This window comes from Paraburkholderia tropica (genome assembly GCF_014171495.1).
GTDB classification, from domain to species: Bacteria; Pseudomonadota; Gammaproteobacteria; order Burkholderiales; family Burkholderiaceae; genus Paraburkholderia; species Paraburkholderia tropica.
In genome coordinates this window covers 496,591-518,634 of sequence record NZ_CP049136.1, presented here as the reverse complement: position 1 = coordinate 518,634, position 22,044 = coordinate 496,591, and the positions used below count along the sequence as shown (strand labels likewise).

The 22,044-nt window shown below is 61.4% G+C and carries 24 protein-coding genes; 12 read left to right on the top strand and 12 right to left on the bottom strand.

What is annotated here, in order from left to right; genetic code table 11:
- Window positions 1-334 precede the first annotated feature (334 nt).
- From G5S35_RS25890 to G5S35_RS25860, 7 genes are all read left to right on the top strand, one after another.
- A complete protein-coding gene (locus G5S35_RS25890) occupies window positions 335-1,291 on the top strand; it encodes a flavin reductase family protein (RefSeq protein WP_110327267.1) in 957 nt (318 codons plus the stop codon).
- Window positions 1,292-1,463: 172 nt separating this feature from the next.
- The gene (locus G5S35_RS25885) at window positions 1,464-2,495 is read left to right on the top strand and encodes an ABC transporter substrate-binding protein (RefSeq protein WP_065061012.1); all 1,032 of its coding nucleotides are present in this window, start codon (window positions 1,464-1,466) and stop codon (window positions 2,493-2,495) included.
- A 62-nt stretch (window positions 2,496-2,557) separates the two neighbouring features.
- Window positions 2,558-3,439, top strand: a complete 882-nt coding sequence (locus tag G5S35_RS25880; RefSeq protein ID WP_183039917.1) for an ABC transporter permease — start codon at window positions 2,558-2,560, stop codon at window positions 3,437-3,439.
- Between the two features lies 1 nt (window position 3,440).
- Window positions 3,441-4,235 carry an ABC transporter permease gene (locus G5S35_RS25875; protein ID WP_065060824.1) on the top strand — a complete coding sequence of 265 codons (795 nt, stop codon included), beginning with the start codon at window positions 3,441-3,443 and terminating at the stop codon, window positions 4,233-4,235.
- 31 nt (window positions 4,236-4,266) lie between these two features.
- Window positions 4,267-5,364, top strand: a complete 1,098-nt coding sequence (locus tag G5S35_RS25870; protein ID WP_074982050.1) for an ABC transporter ATP-binding protein — start codon at window positions 4,267-4,269, stop codon at window positions 5,362-5,364.
- A 12-nt stretch (window positions 5,365-5,376) separates the two neighbouring features.
- Window positions 5,377-6,084 (top strand): GntR family transcriptional regulator, encoded by a 708-nt coding sequence (locus G5S35_RS25865; RefSeq protein WP_420874546.1) that lies wholly within the window; start codon window positions 5,377-5,379, stop codon window positions 6,082-6,084.
- Window positions 6,085-6,241: 157 nt separating this feature from the next.
- Window positions 6,242-7,402, top strand: coding sequence for a porin (locus G5S35_RS25860; protein WP_183039915.1), 1,161 nt, complete (start codon window positions 6,242-6,244; stop codon window positions 7,400-7,402).
- 72 nt (window positions 7,403-7,474) lie between these two features.
- On the opposite strand, the gene G5S35_RS25855 is transcribed toward G5S35_RS25860, so the two are convergent.
- From G5S35_RS25855 to G5S35_RS25820, 8 genes are all read right to left on the bottom strand, one after another.
- Window positions 7,475-8,329: a DUF2145 domain-containing protein gene (locus G5S35_RS25855; RefSeq protein WP_074982055.1), complete on the bottom strand. Its 855-nt coding sequence runs from the start codon at window positions 8,327-8,329 to the stop codon at window positions 7,475-7,477.
- A complete protein-coding gene (locus G5S35_RS25850; RefSeq protein WP_065060819.1) occupies window positions 8,326-8,790 on the bottom strand; it encodes a hypothetical protein in 465 nt (154 codons plus the stop codon). The genes G5S35_RS25855 and G5S35_RS25850 overlap by 4 nt, the downstream gene beginning before the upstream one ends.
- 309 nt (window positions 8,791-9,099) lie before the next feature.
- A complete protein-coding gene (locus G5S35_RS25845) occupies window positions 9,100-10,515 on the bottom strand; it encodes a purine-cytosine permease family protein (RefSeq protein WP_234774673.1) in 1,416 nt (471 codons plus the stop codon).
- Between the two features lie 112 nt (window positions 10,516-10,627).
- Window positions 10,628-12,097 carry an aldehyde dehydrogenase gene (locus G5S35_RS25840; protein ID WP_065060818.1) on the bottom strand — a complete coding sequence of 490 codons (1,470 nt, stop codon included), beginning with the start codon at window positions 12,095-12,097 and terminating at the stop codon, window positions 10,628-10,630.
- Window positions 12,098-12,109: 12 nt separating this feature from the next.
- Complete coding sequence (locus G5S35_RS25835; protein WP_110327272.1) at window positions 12,110-13,147, bottom strand: LLM class flavin-dependent oxidoreductase; 1,038 nt, start codon at window positions 13,145-13,147, stop codon at window positions 12,110-12,112.
- An 11-nt stretch (window positions 13,148-13,158) separates the two neighbouring features.
- Complete coding sequence (locus G5S35_RS25830) at window positions 13,159-14,082, bottom strand: flavin reductase (RefSeq protein WP_183039914.1); 924 nt, start codon at window positions 14,080-14,082, stop codon at window positions 13,159-13,161.
- Between the two features lies 1 nt (window position 14,083).
- Complete coding sequence (locus G5S35_RS25825; protein WP_074982061.1) at window positions 14,084-14,902, bottom strand: alpha/beta fold hydrolase; 819 nt, start codon at window positions 14,900-14,902, stop codon at window positions 14,084-14,086.
- Window positions 14,871-15,473, bottom strand: coding sequence for an amino acid synthesis family protein (locus tag G5S35_RS25820; RefSeq protein ID WP_065060815.1), 603 nt, complete (start codon window positions 15,471-15,473; stop codon window positions 14,871-14,873). Before G5S35_RS25820 ends, G5S35_RS25825 begins: the two co-directional genes overlap by 32 nt.
- Window positions 15,474-15,658: 185 nt before the next feature.
- Here G5S35_RS25820 and G5S35_RS25815 point away from each other — a divergent pair, with 185 nt between their 5' ends.
- On the top strand, window positions 15,659-15,943 hold the full coding sequence (locus G5S35_RS25815; RefSeq protein WP_065060814.1) for a DUF1330 domain-containing protein: 285 nt from the start codon (window positions 15,659-15,661) through the stop codon (window positions 15,941-15,943).
- Window positions 15,944-15,965: 22 nt separating this feature from the next.
- On the opposite strand, the gene G5S35_RS25810 is transcribed toward G5S35_RS25815, so the two are convergent.
- The gene (locus G5S35_RS25810; RefSeq protein WP_183039913.1) at window positions 15,966-17,144 is read right to left on the bottom strand and encodes a multidrug effflux MFS transporter; all 1,179 of its coding nucleotides are present in this window, start codon (window positions 17,142-17,144) and stop codon (window positions 15,966-15,968) included.
- Between the two features lie 128 nt (window positions 17,145-17,272).
- On the opposite strand from G5S35_RS25810, the gene G5S35_RS25805 reads away from it, so the two are divergent.
- From G5S35_RS25805 to alaE, 3 genes are all read left to right on the top strand, one after another.
- Window positions 17,273-18,142 (top strand): LysR family transcriptional regulator, encoded by an 870-nt coding sequence (locus G5S35_RS25805; protein ID WP_183039912.1) that lies wholly within the window; start codon window positions 17,273-17,275, stop codon window positions 18,140-18,142.
- 130 nt (window positions 18,143-18,272) lie between these two features.
- Window positions 18,273-18,737 (top strand): GNAT family N-acetyltransferase, encoded by a 465-nt coding sequence (locus G5S35_RS25800; RefSeq protein WP_065060812.1) that lies wholly within the window; start codon window positions 18,273-18,275, stop codon window positions 18,735-18,737.
- A gap of 192 nt (window positions 18,738-18,929) precedes the next feature.
- The gene (gene alaE, locus G5S35_RS25795) at window positions 18,930-19,394 is read left to right on the top strand and encodes an L-alanine exporter AlaE (RefSeq protein WP_065060811.1); all 465 of its coding nucleotides are present in this window, start codon (window positions 18,930-18,932) and stop codon (window positions 19,392-19,394) included.
- Window positions 19,395-19,399: 5 nt separating this feature from the next.
- Here alaE and G5S35_RS25790 read toward each other — a convergent pair whose 3' ends face one another.
- Complete coding sequence (locus tag G5S35_RS25790; RefSeq protein WP_183039911.1) at window positions 19,400-20,011, bottom strand: NIPSNAP family protein; 612 nt, start codon at window positions 20,009-20,011, stop codon at window positions 19,400-19,402.
- 117 nt (window positions 20,012-20,128) lie between these two features.
- On the opposite strand from G5S35_RS25790, the gene G5S35_RS25785 reads away from it, so the two are divergent.
- Window positions 20,129-21,004: a LysR family transcriptional regulator gene (locus G5S35_RS25785; RefSeq protein ID WP_183039910.1), complete on the top strand. Its 876-nt coding sequence runs from the start codon at window positions 20,129-20,131 to the stop codon at window positions 21,002-21,004.
- 11 nt (window positions 21,005-21,015) lie between these two features.
- Here the strand turns inward: G5S35_RS25785 and G5S35_RS25780 are convergent, their stop codons facing one another.
- Complete coding sequence (locus G5S35_RS25780; RefSeq protein ID WP_231957589.1) at window positions 21,016-21,507, bottom strand: GNAT family N-acetyltransferase; 492 nt, start codon at window positions 21,505-21,507, stop codon at window positions 21,016-21,018.
- Between the two features lie 56 nt (window positions 21,508-21,563).
- A complete protein-coding gene (locus G5S35_RS25775) occupies window positions 21,564-21,995 on the bottom strand; it encodes a hypothetical protein (protein WP_183039909.1) in 432 nt (143 codons plus the stop codon).
- Window positions 21,996-22,044: the final 49 nt, after the last annotated feature.

The following is a 22,044-nucleotide window of genomic DNA, read 5'->3' as shown; positions in this document are numbered from 1 at the left end:
GCGCCTGTCTTCCCATCGCCAGCGCTTCCCCATTTGTCGCACCTTTCCTTGACCGTCGGTCGGCGGCATTCGTGCCAGCCGCGTGCTGCGCCTACTTATGGTATTCCATAATATTTAGAATGCGTGGTAGTCGATAGTATGGCATACCATAATCTTCCGAATCGACGGAGGGCGGGCGACGGCGGCAGGGCAAGCCGGTACGCAAGGCATCGCAGCGAAGCTTTTCATTCGCAAAGACAGGAATGGATTCGTCATTCGGTTTAATGCGAATGAACGATTTTTCCGCACCGCCATAAAAGCCGTTTAGCGAATATCTGGAATCGTGGAGAGCATCATGTCTGAGCCGAATATCGAACCGATTTTCGATGTTGCCGAGTTTCGTCGCGCGCTGGGCGCATTCGTCACCGGCGTGACGGTGGTCACCACGATTCAGCCGGACGGTTCGCCGCGCGGCTTCACGGCCAATTCATTCACGTCGGTGTCGCTCGATCCGCCGTTGATTCTCGTGTGCATTGCGAAGACGGCGTCGAGTCACGGTGTGTTCTGCGCCACCGATCACTTCGCGGTCAGCGTGCTTGCGGAAAGCCAGAAGGGCGTGTCCGGCGTATTCGCGTCGAAATCGGCCGACAAATTCGATCAGGTGGACTGGCGCGCCCGCGCGACCGGCGCGCCGGTGATGGACGGCGCGGCGGCAATATTCGATTGCCGCACGCATGAAGTCGTCGATGCGGGCGATCACATCATTCTCATTGGGCGCGTGGTGGATTTCGTGCATACGAATGCTTCGCCGCTCGGTTATTGCCGTGGCGCCTACGTCAATTTCAGTCTCTCGCAGGACGCGCTGGCGGCAACCGGTGCGCGCGCGCAGGTCGGCGCGATCCTCGAACATCGTGACGGTCTGATCCTGCTGGAAACGCCGGACGGATTCCAGTTGCCCACAGGCGTCAAACTCGAACCGGCAAGCGACGCGGCAAGCCTGCGCGGCGTGCTCGCGAAACTCGGCCTCGCGGCGCATCTCGACTTCCTGTTTGCGGTATTCGAATCGGGGCAAGGGCCGTCGTCGAGCGTGCAGGTGTATTACCGCGGCCGCGTGAACAGTAGCGCTGCGGCGATGATGGACAATGCGATTCATATCGTTCCGCTCTCGCAGATTCCGTGGAGCAAACTGCGCGACGAAGCCGTGCGCGCGATGTTGCAGCGCTATGTGCGCGAACGCAGCGAGGACGCTTTCGGTATTTATGTCGGCGATAACGAAGCTGGCACGGTTCAGGCACTTGCCGTGGCTCACTGATCGCGTGCGGCAGTCGCTCGACTGAAAAGAGACTGAAAAGCGGATCGCAATCCGGTATGACAATCAGGATCACGAATTAAAGTAAATGAAGCAAAAAGTGAAGCCCGCGCGACGTTCGACGCCGGCCCGACCGTTACACGATTGAGCACCACCGATTCCCAAGGACATGGATATGAACAGCACACGCACCCTCATGATGACGCCGCTGATCGCACTGTGCGCGGCCGCCTTTACCGCAACGCCCGCGCTCGCTGCGGACCCGGTCGTCTTCACGAGTTGGGGTGGCACCACGCAGTCTTCGCAGCAGAAGGACTGGGCGCAGCCCTTTACGCAATCCAGCAGCGTCAACGTATTGATGGACGGTCCCACCGACTACGGCAAGCTCAAGGCGATGGTGGATAGCGGCAACGTGAACTGGGACGTCGTGGACGTGGAAGGCGACTTCGCCTACGCCGCGCAAAAGGCCGGGCTGATCGAGCCGATCGACTACAACGTTGTCAAGAAGGCCGATCTCGATCCGCGTTTTTCGAGCGGCAGCGCGGTCGGCAGCTTTTATTATTCGTTCGTGCTCGGCTACAACAAATCGAATTTCAAGGGCGCGCAGCCGCAAACCTGGGCCGACCTGTTCGACACGAAGAAATTCCCCGGTAAGCGCACGTTCTATAAATGGTCCGCACCGGGCGTGCTGGAAATCGCCTTGCTCGCCGACGGCGTGCCGCCCAACAAGCTTTATCCGCTCGATCTCGACCGCGCATTCAAGAAGCTCGACACCATCAAGAGCAGCATCGTCTGGTGGAGCGGCGGCGCGCAATCGCAGCAGTTGCTGGCTTCGGGCGAAGCGCCTATCGGCATGTTCTGGAATGGGCGCCTGCATGCGCTCGAACAGACGGGCGTGCCGGTGGGCGTGTCGTGGAATCAGAACCTGACGGCCGCCGACATGCTCGTGATTCCCAAGGGCGCGAAGCACAAGGCCGAAGCGATGAAGTTTCTCGCTGTAGCGACGAGCCCGCAGGCGCAGGCGAAATTCGCGCAGGACACGGGCTATGCGCCGATCAACGTGAAGTCGGCGGCGATGATGCCGGCAGCGGTCGCGAAGACCTTGCCGGACCAGTACAAGACGTCGCAGATCGATCTCGACATGAAGTATTGGGCCGACAATCGCGACGCGATTGCGAAGCGCTGGTACGCCTGGCAATCGAAATAACGACACGCGCCTGATCGCACCGTATCGCGATTGAATGGCTGCAGGAGACCGCAGGAGACATCATGCCGAACGCTTTGAGTACCGTCGCCCATCCGCCGGCGCGGCCGCCGCGCGCGCGCCGCGACTGGCGCAACATCCGCCTTCTGATTCCGGGGATCGTGCTCCTCGTGATCTTTTTCATGCTGCCGGTGCTGTCGCTGCTGTTGCGCAGCGTGCTGGAGCCCACGCCGGGTCTGCATAACTACGAGCAGTTGCTCGGCTCGTCCACGTATTTGCGCGTATTCGGCAATACCTTTCTCGTCGCGACGGTCGTCACGGTGGCGACAGTGGCGATTGGTTTTCCGACTGCATGGCTGCTCGCCATTGCGCCGCGCAAACTGAGTTCGCTGTTGTTTTCGATTCTGCTGCTTTCGATGTGGACCAATCTGCTCGCCCGCACATTTGCGTGGATGGTGCTGCTGCAGGCAACGGGCCCGATCAATCGCCTGCTGATGGCGACCGGACTCATCAGCGAACCGCTGGCGCTCGTGAATAATCTCGTCGGCGTGACAATCGGCATGACCTACATTATGTTGCCGTTTCTCGTGATGCCGCTGCACGCCACGCTGCGCAGCATCGATCCGTCCACCTTGCGCGCGGCGGCCGTGTGCGGCGCGAGTCGCTGGCAGGCGTTCTGGCGCATTCTCGTGCCGTTGGCGATGCCCGGCATCGCCTCGGGCGCGCTGATGGTGTTCGTGATGGCGCTCGGCTATTTCGTCACACCGGCGCTGCTCGGCGGCGCGCAATACATGATGCTCGCCGAACTCGTCGCGCAACTCGTGCAGGAACTGTTGAACTGGGGACTCGCCGGCGCCGCGGCTTTCGTGCTGCTCGCCGTCACGCTCTCGCTGTACGCGCTGCAATTGCGGTTCACGGGCGGCGCGCGCGTCAACGGAGGGCTCTGACATGTTGCTCGATTTCGACCGTCTGGGCGCGCTGCGTTGGGCGTTGCTCGCGATCGGCGCTGCCGTCGCCCTGTTTCTGTTGTTGCCGATCGTGTTTATCGTCGCGTTGTCGTTCGGCGATTCGCAGTGGCTGATTTTTCCGCCGCCGGGCTGGACGCTGGAGTGGTATCGCCAGTTGTTCACCGATCCGGGCTGGCTCGATTCGCTGCTGACGAGCGCGAAGCTCGCGGTGATCGTCACGGTGCTTTCCGTGCTGATCGGTTTTCTCGCTTCGCTTGCCTTGGTGCGCGGAAAATTTCGCGGACGCAGTGCTGTCAAAGCGTTCTTTCTCACGCCGATGGTGTTGCCCGTGGTGGTGCTGGCCGTCGCGCTCTACGCGTTCTTTCTGCGCATTGGCCTGAACGGCACGATGACCGGTTTCGTAATTGGTCACGTGATTATCGCGCTGCCGTTTTCGATTATCTCGATCAGCAATTCGCTGTCGAGTTTCGACACCGCGCTCGAAGATGCCGCGCTCATTTGCGGAGCGTCGCCGCTCGAAGTGAAACTGCGCGTGACCTTGCCCGCCATCCGGCTCGGTCTTTTCGCCGCGGCGATTTTCGCGTTCCTCGCTTCGTGGGACGAAGTGGTGGTGTCCATTTTCATGTCGAGCCCGACCTTGCAGACGCTGCCTGTGCGTATCTGGGCGACGCTGCGCCAGGACCTGACACCCGTCGTGGCGGCAGCGTCTTCGCTGCTCGTCGGACTCACGACGCTTTTGATGCTGGCCGGCGCCGTATTGCGCCGCGCGCGCTAAACCGATCTCGCGATTACAGAGGTAACCCGCCATGACTTCCGCATTCCTGCAAATCCAGCGCTTGCGCAAGACCTACGACGACGTTGTCGCCATCGATCAGGTTTCGCTCGATGTGCGCAAGGGCGAATTCATGACCTTCCTCGGGCCGTCGGGCTCGGGAAAAAGCACGACGCTTTATATTGTCGCGGGCTTTCAGGAGCCGACCGAAGGCCGCGTGCTGCTCGACGGCAAACCGTTGCTGTCGGTCGCACCGAATAAACGCAATATCGGCATGGTGTTTCAGCGTTATACGCTGTTTCCGCATTTGACGGTCGGTCAAAACGTGGCGTTTCCGCTGCGCGTTCGCCGCCGTCCCGAAGCGGAAATCAAAAAGAAAGTCGAACAGATGCTGGCGCTCGTGCATCTTTCGGAGTTTCGCGATCGTATGCCCGCGCAACTCTCGGGCGGTCAGCAGCAACGCGTGGCCATTGCGCGCGCGCTCGCATACGACCCGCCGGTGCTGCTGATGGACGAACCGCTTTCCGCGCTCGATAAAAAATTGCGTGAAGAGATTCAACTCGAATTGCGCCGCATCCATCAGGAAACCGGCGTGACGATTCTCTACGTGACGCACGATCAGGAAGAGGCATTGCGGCTGTCCGATCGCATTGCCGTCTTCAATAAAGGCTGCATCGAACAATGCGGAACCGGCGAGGAGCTGTATGCGAATCCCGCTTCGCGTTTCGTGGCGAATTTCATCGGCAATTCGAATTTTCTGCCGGTGCGTATCACGGGCCGCGCGGCGGAACAGGCGAGCGCGGTGTTTCCTAGCGGTCACGCTGTCGCGGCGGCCAGCGATATCCCGCTTCCCGTGGGCGGTGACGGCACGCTGATGGTGCGCCCCGAGCAGATCCGCATTCGCGCCACAGAAGCCGCGCATCGAGCGACGCAAGCGGCCGGGTTGCCGGTAACGGTGCGTGACATCACCTATCTCGGCGATGCGATGCACTACGCGGTGACCACGCCGTGGGAGCAGGATATGTCGGTGCGTATGCCGGCGGGCGATCATCGCGACAGCGGCATCGTCATCGGCACGCATGCGTGGATCGATTGGGACACGCGCGACGTGCGATTGTTCGCGCAGGCCTGATCGGGAGTCGCGATGCAAGACATGTCAGCGTCCCTGAAGGTCGAGCGCCGGACCATCACGTTGCGGGAACTCGCGCTCGAGAAAATGCGCAGCGCCATTTTCGACGCGCGTTTCCTGCCGGGCGACCGGCTGGTCGAGCGCGCGCTTTGCGAGGAACTCGGCGTGAGCCGCACCGTCGTGCGGGAGGTGCTGCGCCATCTGGAAACGGAAGGGCTCGTCGATATCCTGCCTAACCAGGGGCCGATCGTCGCCGTGCTCGATCTCTCGACGGCGGCCGAAATCTACGAAATTCGCGGCCTGCTGGAAAGCGAAGCGGCTGCGGCCTGCGCGCACTATGCCGACGCCGCGACCATTGCGGAACTCTCTGCACGCGTCGGCGAGATTCAGCAAGCCTTTCACGCGCAGGATCATCGTGCGGTGCGCGCGCTCACGACGGCGTTCTACGAGCGCATGTTCGTCGCCGGACACAAGCTTGTGGCGTGGGAGATCGTGCAATCGCTCACGGCGAGAATCAACCGGCTGCGCGCGCTCACGATTGCATCCGACGATCGCGGCGATCAGGCGGTGCAGGAAATGCATCAGATCCTCGCGGCGATCCGCACTGCCGATATCGAAGCGGCGCGCGGCGCGGCTATCGCCCATGTGCGCCGTGTTGCCGAAATCGCCGAAAAACTGCTGGCAGGCGGACAAGAGCAAGTCTTGTTGAGGCGCGCCAGTTGATCGTATGAACCGGTGCGACTCCTGCTAACGGAGTCGCATCGCGCATCGTCTGATTAATTCGTATTACAAATAGATAATCCATCACGTATCGCAACAACCGCGCGTGCGTCCGTTTCGCGGCGGGGTACGCGCGCATTCAACGAGGAGTGAAGAGGGCATGAAAAAGCGGGGTAACAGATTATCCGTCGCGTGCGTCGTGGGCGCTAGCGCATTGGTCGCGGCGAATGCGCATGCTCAATCGTCGGTGACGCTCTATGGCGTGATCGACGAAGGGATCGATTATGTGAGCAATAGCGGCGGCCATTCGCTGTGGCGCATGCGCGATGGCACGTACGACGGCGCGTACGGCAGCCGCTGGGGTTTGAAAGGCACCGAGGATCTCGGTGGCGGTTTGAGCGCGCTGTTCAGGCTCGAATCGGGTTTCAGCACGGAGAATGGCCAGATGCGTCAGGGCGGCCGCCTGTTTGGACGCCAGGCGTATGTGGGGCTGTCGGACACGCGCTTCGGCACGGTTACGCTCGGGCGGCAATACGACTCAGTGGTGGATTATCTCCAGCCGCTTACCGCGCCGGGCCAACTGGGCGGCCCGCTCGTGCACGCCGGCGATATCGACAATACCGACAATTCCTTCCGCGTCGATAATGCGATCAAATACGCGAGCCCCAAGATTGGCGGCCTCACTTTTGGCGGCCTCTATTCCTTTACCAATACCAATGCGGCGGGACGCGGCACGACGGGTCTGTGGAGCATCGGCGCAAACTACGCGTTTGGCGGTTTCACGATTGCGGGCGCGTATCTGTTTGCGAAGCAGCCAGCTGCGCTGCTCACGGACGGCAATTACGTGAGCAACACGACGGGCGCGGAAATCGGTGCGAGCGGTCCGTTCAGCTACGTGGGCAACCCGGCCAACGAACAGATTTTCGGCGCGGCCATCAACTACGCGCTTGGTTCGGCCACGCTCGGCCTCGACTACACGAACACCAGGTTCAACGAGGCGAACGGCACGCAGGGCACGGTCATCTTCACGAACTATGAAGCGTGGGGCCGTTACAACCTCACGTCCGCATGGTACGTGGGCGCGCAATACGTCTACACGCACGGCAACATTGGCTACAGCCAGGCGATTCCGATTTACCACCAGGTTGGGCTGACGACGGCGTATGCCTTGTCGAAGCGCACGTCGGTCTACGTGATGGGCGTCTGGCAGAAGGCCGCGGGCGCCGCATCGAATGCCGATATCTTCGACGGCTCGGTGGCGTCGGCATCGTCGAACAATCATCAGACGATGGTGCGCATCGGCATGTATCACCAGTTCTGATCGGCAATAAAAGAGCCGGCTCGTCTGATCAACGAGCCGGCTTTCTCAGCGCGGGAAATCGAGGTGAAGCGTTTATTCCGATGCCGTTGCACTTGCGGTAGCGTTTCGCAACGGCAACTCAACCATTTGCGGTGCGGAGATCGGAATTACCTGCGTTTGCGGCGCGGCACTTTCTAAAAACCGAACCGTCGAGTCCACCGTTATGGTCTCGATATTGCCCGTCACGCGTTGATCAATCGGGTGATCGTCGAATGCCACATTTGCTTTGAACATGCGGCCGCCAAGACGCTTGAGCGTGCTGATTTTCAACGCATCGGGTTGATACGCAGAGCGCTTTAGCCAGGCTTGGGCGTCGGCGCGCTTTACGAACTGCTGGCCACTTAGCGCTTCGCTCAGGATCTCCAGTACCCATTGATTGGAATTCTGGTGCAGCGTGGAAAACGGATACGCGACGATGCTGTAGCTGCTCGAATGCATTTGCTCCAGCGCCGCTGGATTACGCAGCAGCTTTTCCAGACGATCCTGAATTTTCGCATCAGGAACGATCAGTAGCGAATCGAACGAAAACATGTCGTCGAGAAAGAAATTACCCAAACCCTCGCGCCAGAGTGCTGATGTCGCTTGCCCGCAATCGTTGAGCAGATGGCTGATCCGCCACGGTTCGCCAGCAGCCCCTCGTGCGACAAAGGCCATATGGGAGTAGCGCAGGCCATATTGCGACAAATCCTGACCTACACGGGCAATGAGCGCCACCTTGGGGGCTCGCTGATCGAGTTGCTGTTGCAATTGCGCGGCGGTTTGCAATGCGGTGCGCACGGTGCCGGGTTCGAGCGGTTTATCACTGCAGCCTTGTCCGGCCCAGACAGGGCTGGCAAGCAGCAGGGCGGCGGCAAAGGGCAACACGCCGCGTTTCACAATGCGTTTCATTCGGATACCAGCCCGGATTCGGCGTCCACACGGGAGTGGTGCAGTAATGCCTTGCCCGCTTCGTTGGGAATGAAGGCTAGCAGTTGGCCGGAAGCAATCAGCGCATAACCGGTAGCTTCCGAGACGACGTTCACGGCGGCGCCCACCGACAGGCCCGCTTTCCTGGCTGCATTGGTAGACACCGCTACCGTTGCTTTGCTGCCGTCTGCGACAGCTTTGAATACCACTGTAAGTGTGTCGGTCGTGCCTTCGACAATACTGGAGACAATGAGCCCGGAACCTGTGGCACCCGTTACTGAGCCTTCAAATGGGTGGCCCGTGATGGAAATCAGCGGAGAGGCGGCTATTGAAAGCGCACCGGCGCTACTCGTTTGCGATGCGTTCTCCGAAAACGCGGGTGCGGACCCCGTCGCAACGAGGCTGGTCATCGAGGCAATAAGAAAAGTCTTCTTGAAATTCACGGCTCCTCCCGGTCATGTGATTCGAAGTGCTCGGACGAACACAGCGAGCCGGCGGATCGTGCGGTATCGTTGTCCGGGTGGCAACGCGAAACGAGCGGGACCTTGTTGCGCGACAAGACGGTGGCATAACCAGGACAGTGCGACTCATGAACCATGAAGCGCGGGCTGTTATAACCCCACGCTGGGGTAGTCTTAGCGCGACCAATACGTGCATGAAAACGGCGACTGTCATTTGAGATGCCAATAAAAAAGCCGGCTCGTTTGATCAACGAGCCGGCTTTTTCAGCGCGGTAAATCGAGGTGAAGCGTTTATTCCGATGCCGTTGCACTTGCGGTAGAACGGCGCGGAGAACGCGAACCGCCATTCTGCGCCAGCAGATAATAGGCGAGGGCGGTGGCGACGAGGCCGACCATCCACGAGATATCCGCACCGCCGAGCAGCGAAGCCCACGGACCGTGGAAAAAGCTCTCTTCCATGAACGGCACCTGAATCACGATACCGAAAACGTACAGCGCCAGCGCTTTCACGTTGAACGCGCCATACATGCCGCCCGTGCTGCTGACGATTTCCGACACCAGATAGTGCCGCTTGTTCACCAGATAAAAGTCGACGAGGTTAATCGCAATCCACGGTGCGAGCACGATGCGCATGGCGAAGATCGCGGTCAGGAAAATGGCGATGAAGTTACTCGATGCCCACAGCGCGGTCGCGGTACACGCCACCAGCAAAATCGCCGACACGCCAATGCGCACATTGCGGCCGGGCGTCCAGCTGGGACGGAACGTCTGCGCGGCGGTAATGCACGACAGCACGCCGCCATACAGATTCATGCCGTTGTGGCCAATGATGTTGACGAGGAAAAGAAAAATCAGCACATAGCCGAACATGCCCGTTTGCGTGCGGATGGCCTGCATCGCGTCGGTGGCGTGTCCGGTGCTCACTGCGATCACGCCGAATACGAAAGCGAAGATCGTGCCCAGCGAGGTGCCGAAATACGTGAATGCAAACGTCTTGGCGAAACCCGTCGATTCCGGCAGATAGCGCGAATAATCGGACGTATAGGGCGCGAAACTGATTTGCCAGACGGCGCACAGACCGAACATCGCGAACCAGCCCGAGAGATTGAAATGACCTTGCTGGAGCACGCTGGCGTTGAGGCTCGGCACCATCAGAATCATGCCGATCACGAGCGCGCCGCCCATGAACCACGCGCCAATCTTGTTGAATCGGTGAATGAAGTTATAGCCGATCACACCCACGAGCGTGGCGAACACGGCGCCGAGCACCGTCGCGAGCGGAATGGGTACGGGCGGCGCCGCAGCGTGCAGCGTCTTGCCCGCGAGAATGATGTTCGACACGAAGAAGCCGAGATAGATCAGCGTGGTGAAACCGACCACAAGCAGCGAGCCGTAGCGGCCGAATTGCGCGCGGCTTTGAATCATTTGCGGCACGCCCACGAGCGGGCCCTGCGCGGAGGTGAGCGCGTGAAAAATCGCGCCGAAGAATTGCCCCGCCGCAATCGCGAGAATCGCGCTTACAAGATCGAGGTGAAAAATCAGAACCGACGTGGCGCCGGAAATTACCGCCAGCGGCGCGACGTTCGTGCAAAACCACAAGGTGAACAGATCGACAGGCTTGCCGTGCCGATGTTCAGGCGAAACGTATTCGATCGAATTGCTTTCGATGGTCAGAACGCTGTTGTCGTTCGTCGTGTTGGTCATCATGTCTCCATCTTTATTGCCTGGCTATGCTGCCATCAGCGTGTGTGGCGCGAGCCGCCTTGATGCTTTGTTGCGGCTTCGCGGCGGGCAGCCCGCACGAAGCCGCTGTGCGCGCCTAACGCATCACGAACGGATCGCTGATCGGCTCGTCCGATGTGCGCAGCCATACGGATTTGGTCGTCGTATATTCGAGCGCCGCCGCGAAGCCGCCTTCGCGTCCATGACCCGAAAGACCGAAGCCACCGAACGGCACGAGCGGCGACACCGCGCGATACGTGTTGATCCACACGATGCCCGAGCGCACGCGTTTCGACACACGATGCGCGCGCGTGAGATTGGTGGTGAATATGCCCGCAGCCAGACCATAGGCCGTGCTGTTGGCTTTCTCGATCGCTTCCTGCTCGGTGCTGAACGTGTCGACCGAAAGCACCGGGCCGAACAGTTCGGTCGTGATGCTGTCCGCGTCGGGCACGCTGCTGCAATCGAGAATCGTCGGCGCGTAATAGAAGCCGCCGCGATCGAGCGCCTTGCCGCCCGCGAGCACTTTCGCGCCTTGCTTCACGGAACGTTCGACCACCGCTTCGATGTTGCGCAATTGACGCTCGGTGCACAGCGGTCCGTATTCCGTCGCCATGTCGTTGGGCAGACCCACGCGAATGCGCGAGACGCGCTCGACCAGCCGCGCGAGAAACTCGTCCTTCACCGACGCTTCAATCAACAGACGCGAGCCCGCCACGCAGCTTTGACCGCTCGCCGCGAAAATCGCCGCGACCTGCGCATTCACCGCGCTTTGAATATCGCTGTCGGCGAACACGATAAACGGCGATTTACCGCCGAGTTCGAGCGAGACCTTGGCGAGGTTGTTCGCGGTGTTCGACACGATATGCTTCGCGGTGTCCGGGCCGCCCGTGAAGGCCACTTTATCGACCTTCGGATGACTGCTGAGCACCGCGCCGCATTCCGCGCCGAAGCCGGTAATGACGTTCACCACGCCCGGCGGAAAGCCCGCTTCGTGCACGAGTCGCGCGAATTCGAGCAGGGGACCGGGCGCTTCTTCCGATGCCTTGAGCACCACCGTGCAGCCCGCGGCGAGCGCGGGGCCGAGCTTCACGGCGGAGAGAAACAACTGGCTATTCCACGGCACGATCGCGGCCACCACACCCACCGGCTGACGTTCGAGCCAGACCTGCATGTCCGGTTTGTCGACGGGAATATGGCTGCCTTCGATCTTGTCGGCGATACCGGCGTAATAGCGGTAATACTCCGCGACGTACGCAATCTGGCTCGACGTCTCGCGAATGATCTTGCCGGTATCGTTGGTTTCAATTTCAGCGAGTCGCGGCGCGGCCTGTTCGACGAGCGCGGCGAGTTTATGCAGCAGCTTGCCGCGCGCCGATGCCGTGAGTCCTGCCCACGCAGCGTCGTTGAGCGCGCGGCTCGCCGCATTCACGGCACGGTTCACTTCGTCGCGGCGCGCTTCGGGCATTTGCGCCCACACGTCGCCCGTGGCCGGATTCACGCTGCCGAACGTCGCGGCGCCGGATTCGAACTGGCCGTCGATATACAGCTGAAAATGAACACTCATGGAATCAAGACCTCACTTGAACGCAGGCATCACGTCGTTGATCATCCGCTCGAGCGACGCCTTCTTGCGCTCGAAACTCATGCCCGTATCGATCCAGAACGAGTACTCGTCGAAGCCGAGTTTCTCGTAGGCCTTCAGGCGCGCGATGACTTCCTCGGGCGTGCCGATCACGTTGTTCTTGCGCATCGCTTCCGGCGTGTAGAACGGATGCGCGGCAATTTCTTCCGGGCTCAGCGTCTTGATCATGCCCTTGCTGACCGGACGCTCGTTCTTGAACCACGCGCCGAAGTAGTTGTAGAACACGTTGACTTCGTCGGCGGCCACTTGCGCGTCGTCTTCGCTGCTCGCCACGTAAGTGTGGCGCAGCAGCATGATTTGCGGACGAGGCATCTCGCTGAATTTTTCGCACGCGGCATTGAAATGGCCGACGAGTTTTTCGACTTCGTCGTCGCCGAAATGCAGCGGCGTGACCTGCACGTTGCAACCGTTGGATACGGCGAATTCGTGGCTGTTCGGATCGCGCGCCGCGACCCAGATCGGCGGATGCGGTTCTTGCAGCGGCAGCGGCGACGACGTGGTCGACGGGAATTTCCAGAACTCGCCCTCGTGCGCGTAATCGCCTTGCCAGAGCTTCTTCACGGCGGGAATCAGTTCGCGCATGCGCTGACCCGCGTTCCAGGCGTCGAGGCCCGGCATCAGACGTTCATATTCGAACGAATATGCGCCGCGCGCAATGCCCAGTTCGAGGCGGCCGTTCGTGATGATGTCGGTCATCGCGGCTTCGCCTGCGAGCTTGATCGGGTGCCAGAACGGCGCGATCACGGTGCCCGTGCCGAGACGCACGTTCTTCGTCTTGCTCGCGAGATCGACGAGATTGAGGAACGGATTCGGCGCGATCGTGAAGTTCATGCCGTGGTGCTCGCCGGTCCAGACGGCGTGCATGCCGCCGCGATCCGCGATCTGGCACAGCTCGACCATTTCTTCGTAGAGCTGCTTCTGGCTCGTCTGGTCGGAGACGCGCTCCATGTGAACGAAAAGCGAAAAACGCATGGGGTTACCTTTCAGGAAAGAAGCGGCCGGACCATGCCGTTGCTGTGGTCGCCGTAGTACATACCATAGCTTTTGAGCTGGCTCTCCTTGCGATAGCGCTGGAGCATGCTGGCCAGCGCGCTGTCCGCGAACTGGTCCGGCGCGATGTCGTCGAGGCTGACGAAATCGCCGGCCACCGCCGCTTCATCGGGCGCGCTGCAGAGGAACGAGATGTACTGGTAATGGGTTTCGGTGTTGTTGTACGCCGAATAGATGAAGCTCGCCGACGCATCCGGCTGGTACTGGCTGAAGAGGGCGGCGAGCGCTTTGTCCGCGCCTTCCTTGCCGATCTCTTTCGAAGGCAGACCCCATTTGTTGTCGGCAGTGCGCGTGAGCAGCACCTTGTCGTCGCGCGCGATGATCGCGTTGACGATGACCTTCGGGCCCGCGATCACTTCCGCCGAGACCTTGGCGGGCGTGAAATAGCCGCCGCGGTAATAGCCGAGGCCCGCGTAACCGGCCGAGTGGAACGCTTCCACCTTGCCGACGATCAGCGCGTGATCGCCCGCGTCGATGATCGCGTGCGTGGTGCAGTCGAACCAGGCGCTCACGTCGTCGATCAGCGGATTGCGGTTGGCGCTCAATTGCCAGTTCACGTTCGCGAAGCGATCGTCGCTCGGACGCGCGAACGTGTTCGACAGTTCCTTCTGGTTTTCCGCGAGGATGTTGATCGCGAAGTGCCCGGTGGTGGAAAACGTCTGATAATTGCTCGACGTCTTCGCGATGCTCACGAGCAGCAACGCGGGGTCCAGCGACACCGACGAAAACGAGTTCGCGGTAAAGCCGAGCGGCTGGCCGTCGTCGCGCGCGGTCGTGACGATCGTCACGCCCGTCATGAACGCGCCGAAGGCGTCGCGCAATTCCCGGGTGTTGATTTTGAGTGTCTCTTGGCTCATTTCACACTTCCGACTTCGTGAGTTCCGCAACCGGCGCGGTCTGCAACCAGGCGCGCAGGGCGAGATTGACGGCTTCGGGCGCCGTCAGGTTCACCATGTGGCGCTCGTCATCGATCACGACGGCCTGGCCGTGGTGCGCCGCGGCGGCCATCTGGCGGGCCATCTCCGGCGTGGAGTTCGGATCGTCCGAACCCGTGAGCACGAGCGCCGGGCAGGCAATCGTGTGCCAGCCGTCGGCATAGACTTCGTCGCCGCGCGCGAAGGCCGTGTAAGCGGTGGCGTAACCCGCGAGATTTACGGACTTCAGCCACGTTTCGACCTTTTGCGCCGCGAGACGCTGGGCCTCGTCGGCATTGAACCAGCGCTTGAGCGGCGTGTCGATGTCGATGGTGCCCGAGCGCAGTTCGGCGGCGCGTTGCAGCACGGCATCGCGCGCCTGTTGCGTGCGGCGATACACGCCGTTCAGGACTGCCACGCGTTTGACGAGGTCGGGCCGCGTGACGGCCACGCCCGCCGCGATCAGCGAACCCATCGAGTGACCGGCCAGATTGACCGGACCGGCGTTCAGCGCCTCGATGAATTCGATCGCCCAGGCCACGAACTGCTGCAATCCTGCGTTGGCGTCGAGTGCATCGCTGTCGCCGTGGCCCGGCATATCGACGGAAATCACGCGGAAATCGCGCCATAGATCCTCGATCTGCGGATACCACGCCTGCGCCTGCATGCCGACGCCGTGAATCAGCACCAGCGGCTCGCCCGCGCCCTGCTCCAGATAGTGCGCGGCGCGATTATTTGACAGCGGCAGGGTTCTTGAGATCATTTCCGAGCTCTGCGAGGTCCTGGTAACGGTCGCCAATGCGGTGATGCGGACGGCCACCGGTCGCGCCGCCGATGGCGATCACGAGTTCGTCCGCGGCGGGCGCGTCGGGGATCGAAAATTGCAGCGTCAGATAGTGCGAACGGCGGCCTTCGTCGTTCTTGTCCATCATCGGAATCAGCAGCGGCGCATTCGCCGGACCGCGCGTGTTGTTGAACGCCAGATACGACTTCGCGCCCACCGCGGAGCGGTACGTGTTACCGAAATGCAGTGTGTGGATCAGCGCCGACGCGTGTTCCAGTTCGCCCGAGGTGCCGACGATGGCGCTCTTGCCGAAGGCTTCCACCGCATCGCCCGAACCGGCTTCGTCGATGATCAGCTTGGTGAGGTGCTCGCTCAGTTGCGGCGCGATCGCGCGGATGTCCGCCGAGAGGTCTTCCACATAGCCGCGGCCTGCCCACGGGTTCTTGATGACCACGGCCGCGCCGATCATTTTGAGCGGCTTCGCAGCGGCTTTGTCGCCATCCACATAGACGGTTTCGACGTGAAGAATGGATTTGCGAATCAGGCTCATAGCAAGGTTCCTGGGTCCGTTGATGATGGAAGGCATTGTGGTATGCCATAGTACGGCGTACCATGCGTGTTAACCCTATCGATCCGGCGCAGGCCCGGCATCGTGGGAAAAAACGGCCCGTTGGGTTAGGGTTCGACGAACCGGCGCGCGAGCGCCAGAGACTGATCTGGAAACAGGAGGAAGAGATGGCGGCTTACTGGATTGCGCACGTCACCGTGCTGGACCCGGTGAAATACAAGGACTACACGGACATCGCGCCGGTGGCGTTCAAGAAGTACGGCGCGGTGTTTCTGGCGCGTGGCGGCGAGTCGCGCACGCTCGAAGGCGAGACGTTCCAGCGCCATGTGGTGATCGAATTCAAGGACATGGACACGGCGCTGGACTGCTATAACTCGCCGGAGTATCAGTCGGCGAAACTGAAGCGCGACGGGCATTGCGTCGCGCAGATTGCGATCGTCGAAGGGTTGTAAGCGACCAGGCAAACGCGACGAATCAGGCGCGAGTGGCGAAGGCCGCGGCACGCGGGCCGCTCAGGCACGCACCGAGCGCGAGCAGCCCGAGTGCCGAAACTGAAATCGCCACCACCGTCAGGCTCGTGCCGAACACGGCGCTGACGCCGCTCGCCAGCAAGGCGGCGCTGCCGATCTGGCAGAACCCCACGAGTCCCGACGCGCTGGCCGCGCGTCCGTGCGGCGCGGCGATCGCACCCGATACCGCGAGCGACAGCGCCGAGCCATTGGCGAGACTGACGAGACACATCGGCAACACGACGGCGGGAATCGTCGTCACGCCGAGCGCGGCCACGACGAGAAACGCCGAGCCGCCCAGCAGGAAACTGACCACGCCTATCGTCACGATGCGATCGTACGGCCAGCGATCGAGCCAGCGCCGCGCCAGCAGATTCGCGACGATGATGCCGCCCGTGAGCGGCAGATACATCCAGCCGCGATGCGCTTCGCCGAGGCCGAGCCGCGCGAACAGAAATGGCGATTGAGTCAGATAGACGAACCACGCGCCATAGATGCAGCACACGACGACGGTGTAGCGTCGAAACGCGCCGTCGCGCAGCACCGCGCCGAACCCCTCAAGCGACGTCACGCGGCTGCGCGACGCGCGCGGATGCGTTTCCGGCAGCACCGCGCAGACGAGCGCGAACGCCACGGCCGCGAAGGCCGCGACGAACAGAAAATCCGCATGCCAGCCGAACGCCGCCGCCAGGTGGCCGCCGATAGCGGGCGCGAGCGCCGGCGACAACGACACCAGCGGATACACCACGGCGTAGACCTTCGCCGACACGTGCTTGCTGCAGGTATCCGCGATGATGGCGCGCCCGATCACGAGTCCGGATGCCGCGCCCACGGCCTCGATCACGCGCCACGCGAGAAACGTCGCGAAGCTCGCCGCCAGCGCGCAGCCGAGCGAGCCCGCCATGTACAGCGCGATGCCCGCGAGCACGACGGGCTTGCGTCCGTGACGATCCGAAAGCGGACCATAAACGAGTTGCGCAATCGCGAGCGCGAGCAGATACACGGAAACGGTTTGCGGCATGCGCCAGTCGGCGATGGCAAAGGCGCGCGCCATGTCGGGCATGGCGGGAAGATAGATATCGGAGGCGATCAGCCCAAAGGCGTTGAGCATCGCGGCGGTCAGGATGAAAGAGCGTCGTGGCATGAATGCGTATGAACGAGTGAGTGAGCCGTCATGCTAGCGAGCGGACTTCCATGTGAAAATGCATGCAAATGCAGCAGATAGCTGCAAATTTGCAGCATCGGGATTGCTCGGGAAAAGACACAAAGCACATGAACTGGGACGACGTTCGAATTTTTCTCGCCGTGTATCGGGCGGGCACCTTGCGCGGCGCGGCGCAGCAACTCGATATCGATCAGACGACAGCGGGCCGCCGTCTCGCCGGACTCGAAAGCACGCTCGGCAGCCGCCTGTTTCTGCGCACCACGTCCGGCCTCGAGCTGACGCAAAGCGGCCAGCAGGTGCTGCAAACTGCCGAGGACATGGAGCGTCTCGCCATTTCGTTCGCGCGCAAAAGCGAAGGCGCGGACGAGCGCGTGGCGGGCGAAGTGCGCGTGACGACCACCGACACGCTCGCCATCGATTTCGTGATTCCCGCGATCGAGCGGTTGCATCTGCGCTATCCGGAAGTGCGCGCGATCCTGACGACCACGCCGCGTCTGCTCGATCTTTCGCGGCGCGAAGCCGACGTTGCCGTGCGCACGCAGCGGCCGGAACAGCCGGGGCTGATCGTGCGGCGGCTCGGCAGTTGGGATGTGGGGCTCTACGCGTCGCGCAGCTATATCGCGCGGCATGGCGAGCCGCGCACGGGGAAGCAGCTTGCGGGCCACGACATCGCGCTGTATCAGAGCGGCGTGACGACGCGGCAGGATGAAACGCTCGTCGGCGAATCGCGCGCGCAGGCTCGCGTGGTGGCGGAAATGGACTCGAGTCTCATGCTCTGCACTTTCGTGCGCGCGGGGTTGGCGCTGGCCGAGTTGCCCGTCTATGTCGAGCAGCGTTATCCGGAACTGGTGCGGATCTGGCCGCACAAGCGGCGCGCGAAACACTACGAGGCGTGGCTCGTGCTGCACGAGGATCTGGCGCGCACATCGCGTGTGCGTGTGGTTGTTGATGCGATAGCGGAGCGCTTCGGCGCGTGAATGCTGAGCGGCGCGAACTGGCTCCAGCTGCAATGCGGCGCGTGGCTCTTTCGCGCTCAGAACAGCTCTCGTATAGTCGCGGCTTCCTGAATGATCCGCTCGCGCATTCGAGCGAATAGACGAGGCGAATATGGAAATCAGGCAATACGCGGCGCGCGATCTCGACGCGGTGGCGCGTCTGTTCAACGACTATCGCGTGTTCTACGAGCAGCCTTCGAATCTGCCGCTCGCCACGCAATTCATTGCTGAAAGAACGCAGGCGAACGAGTCGGTGATATTGGTCGCCGATAGTGGCGATGGCAGCGATGGCGGTGATCACGCGCTGGCCGGTTTTTGTCAACTTTACCCGTCGTTTTGCTCGGTCGAAGCCGCGCCGATTTATGTTCTGTATGACCTGTTCGTAGCGGAGCACGCGCGACGTTCGGGCGTCGCGACGCGTCTATTGCAGGCCGCAGCGGCGCACGCGAAGTGCGATAGAAAAGTGCGCATGGATTTGACCACCGCAAAAACCAATCTCAAAGCGCAAGCGTTATACGAATCGCTCGGGTGGAAGCGCGACGAGATTTTCTATAGCTATACGCTGACGATCGCGTGATCCGAAAATTGGCGTTGAAAAACGTGAATCTTCACAAAAGCATGACGCGCAAGCGGGATGCGACCAGATCCGGATCTTATCCGTTTGCGCACGCGATCTCTGCGCTGTCGACAAAGATCGTCTAAGCAACGCGCGGGTATGGTTCGTGCGGCAACAGCGAATTCTTGCGCACTCCGTCCAATTGTTTTCGACATGTCGATTCAGTGCACCGCCAACGTGGATCGCCGACGCGCCTTTATCGCGGACACGACCGCGCTCATCGTGTTCTTCACCACCACGGGCATCATCAACGAACGATTCATTGCGGGTATGCAGTGGGATCAGGTCGCGCACGCGCGTCTGCTGGGCGCGGCGTTGATGATTCCCGTCGCGCGTCCCTATGGCATCTGGCGCGACTATGTGATGCGCTTTGCGGGACGAGGCCACCTCTCGCGCGTGCTCTGGGACAGCATGGCGCTCGTGAGTTTTCAGGTGCCGATTTACGCGGCGATCATCGCGATCAGCGGCGCATCGGGTCGCGGATTCTGGCGCGGCGTGCTGGGCGCGGCCATCATGATGCTCGCACTGGGGCGGCCCTATGGTGCGTTTCTCAATGCGGTCAGACGGCTGTTCGGTCTGCCGCCTGGCGGCGCACGCCCCATGAGCCGCAACGTCTGACGCGCTCAGCGCAGCGGCGAATCCGCTGCCGGAATCCAGATCGTGGATGTGGCTTCGTAAAACTGCTGCGGCCCGCCAACAGGCGGCCAGATTCCATCGGCGTAGGATTGCGCGCGAATCGCAATGCGTTCGTCGAGACTCTGCCACGGCCAGATATGCGTGATGCGCGGCGCGCCGTCGAGCGCAAACATATTCACGGTCAACGGCGAGCGTTTCGAGCGCTCGGGCATGGCGGCTTGCCATGCGTCGATGGTCGGCCGGAGTCCGCCGGGATTCAGCCAGTAAGTGCGGAACTCGTAATAGCGCCCGAAAATACCGGGTTTCACGTCCGGTAAAAAGGGAAACGCGGCATAACTTTCGGATTCGAATGTGCATGCGCTGCTGGCCGCGCCAAAAGGATCGGCGTGATGCAGTTCGCGAATCCGCTCTTGCGCGAGTGCATCGGCATTCGCGAAACCTCGCAGCAAGCGCACGCTGCCGAGTCTGCCGTTTTCCGATGTCCAGATGCCGAGCAAACGGTCCGGCGTGTCCGCCTGATCGAGCCACCTTTGCGCGTGGTCGATGACTTGCGGAAGCTTCAGAATATGCGACGACAAAGTGGTGAGTTCGTACATCATGGCGAATCTCCGGAGTTCATGGATGGCGCTTTTCACACCCTTCGATAAACCAGATTAGACTGGTGCGCATTCAAAGGGAATCCCCGGTTTATTCACACACTCTGTGCGGAAGTCGCTATGTTCGACTGGCAGGATTTGCGCTATTTTCTGGTGCTCGCGCGCGTGGGGACGCTCTCCGGCGCCGCGAATGCGCTCGCGGTCGAGCACGCCACCATCGGGCGGCGCGTGGCGGCGCTCGAAACGGCGCTGGGCCTGAAACTCGTTTATCGATTGCCGCGCAGCGTGCGTTTGACCGACGAAGGCGAGGCGATTACCGCGTTGGCCGCGTCGATGCACGACAGCGCGCAGGCCGTCGAGGCGTATGCGTTGCGGGCGTCGGCTGCGTTATCCGGCACGGTGCGCATCAGCGTGCCGCCGACGATCGGCAGTCATTGCATCGCGCCCAACATGCGTGCGTTTCGCGAAGCGAATCCGAACGTGAAGATCGTGATGGAAGGCGCGGCGGGCATTGCGCCGCTGGATCGCGGCGTCGCCGATATCGCCATTCGCATGGTCGAGCCCAAAGAGGCGAGTCTCGTCACGCGGCGCATCGGTGCGATTCGCTTCGGACTGTATGCGAGCCGCGATTACGCCGCGCGGTCCGCGAATCAATGGGAATTCATCGCTTATGAGGCCGCGCTCGATCACGTGAGCCATCAGCGCTGGCTGCGTGATTATCTCGACGGGCGGCCTGTTATTTTTGAAACGAGCGATGTGATGGGCCAGCAGGTGTCGGCGCGCAATGGCATGGGCGTGGCCTTGCTGCCGACCTTGATTGGCGACGGCGATCCCGCACTCGTCCGACTCGATGCGAAATCGGCGCCGCCCGAGACGCCGCTCTGGCTCGTGACGTATCCGGATTTACGCCGCACCGAAGCGGTCAAAACGGTAATGGCGTTTCTTACGGCGTGCGTGTCGAACGAGCCGCATTTCGCCGAGAGAAAACGTCGCTGAATGTGGTTGAATCAAACTGAATACGCCCGCCTGCACACCGAAACAACCTTGTTTTTATAGGTCGTTTCGAACTCTTGCCGATAATCGAATCGACTCGCGACTTTCAGCGAAGCCGTGTTTTCGGGCGAAATGATGCAGACGGTTTCCGTATCGGGCCAACGCGTATGCGCCCAACCGTGCGCGGCGGCAATCGCTTCCGACGCATAACCGAACCGTTGCGCCTGGCGCGCGATCATCCAGCCAATTTCGGGGCTCGCGTCAAATGTGGGACTAATGCCGCGCATATAGCGCACGAATCCCACTTCGCCAACAAAGGCCGCAGTCGATTTTTCAGCGACGATCCAGTGGCCGAAGCCGAGCGCCGCCCAATGCCCCATGCTGCGAAGCAGACGCGCCCACACGTCTTCGCGCGTGAGCGGCGCGCCGGTCACAAAACGCACGACTTCCGGATCCGACCACATGCGGTACAGATCGTCGAAATCACGAAGTTCAGGCGGGCGCATGACAAGACGTTGAGTTTCCATCGCGCGTGTATGACCGGTAAATGATCAGTGGTCGATCAGTGATAGATCGATTTCGTCGATTGCAGTTTCGTGAGCTTGCCGTCCTGAATGCGATACCAGCCGTCGGGGCCTTGCATCACGACTTCGCCGGGTTGCCAGAAGACGCGCTTGACGGTCAGGCGTGCGCTCGCGCGTTGCACGAGGGGCGGACGGCGGCTGAAATCGTAGAGCAGCGGGCCGAACGCGGTTTGCACCAGCATGCGCGTGACGGTTTGATTGTCGCGCGCGACTTCGTCGAAATGGGTGAGCGTTTTGGCGTCGAATCGATCGAAAATTTCGTTGTTGATCATGACGACGAAATCGCGGTCGTCGCGCACGAATTGCACGGTGCCGGCCGGCGTGGCCACGGGGCCGGGCGTGTTGCTTTGCGCATGCGCGCCCGTGACGAATGAGGCGGCCGCGAGCGCAGCGAGGAGCAGTCGTTTCATGTTGTCTTCCTGATTGCGCGCCGGATTTGAATGCGGCGCTTGATTCACC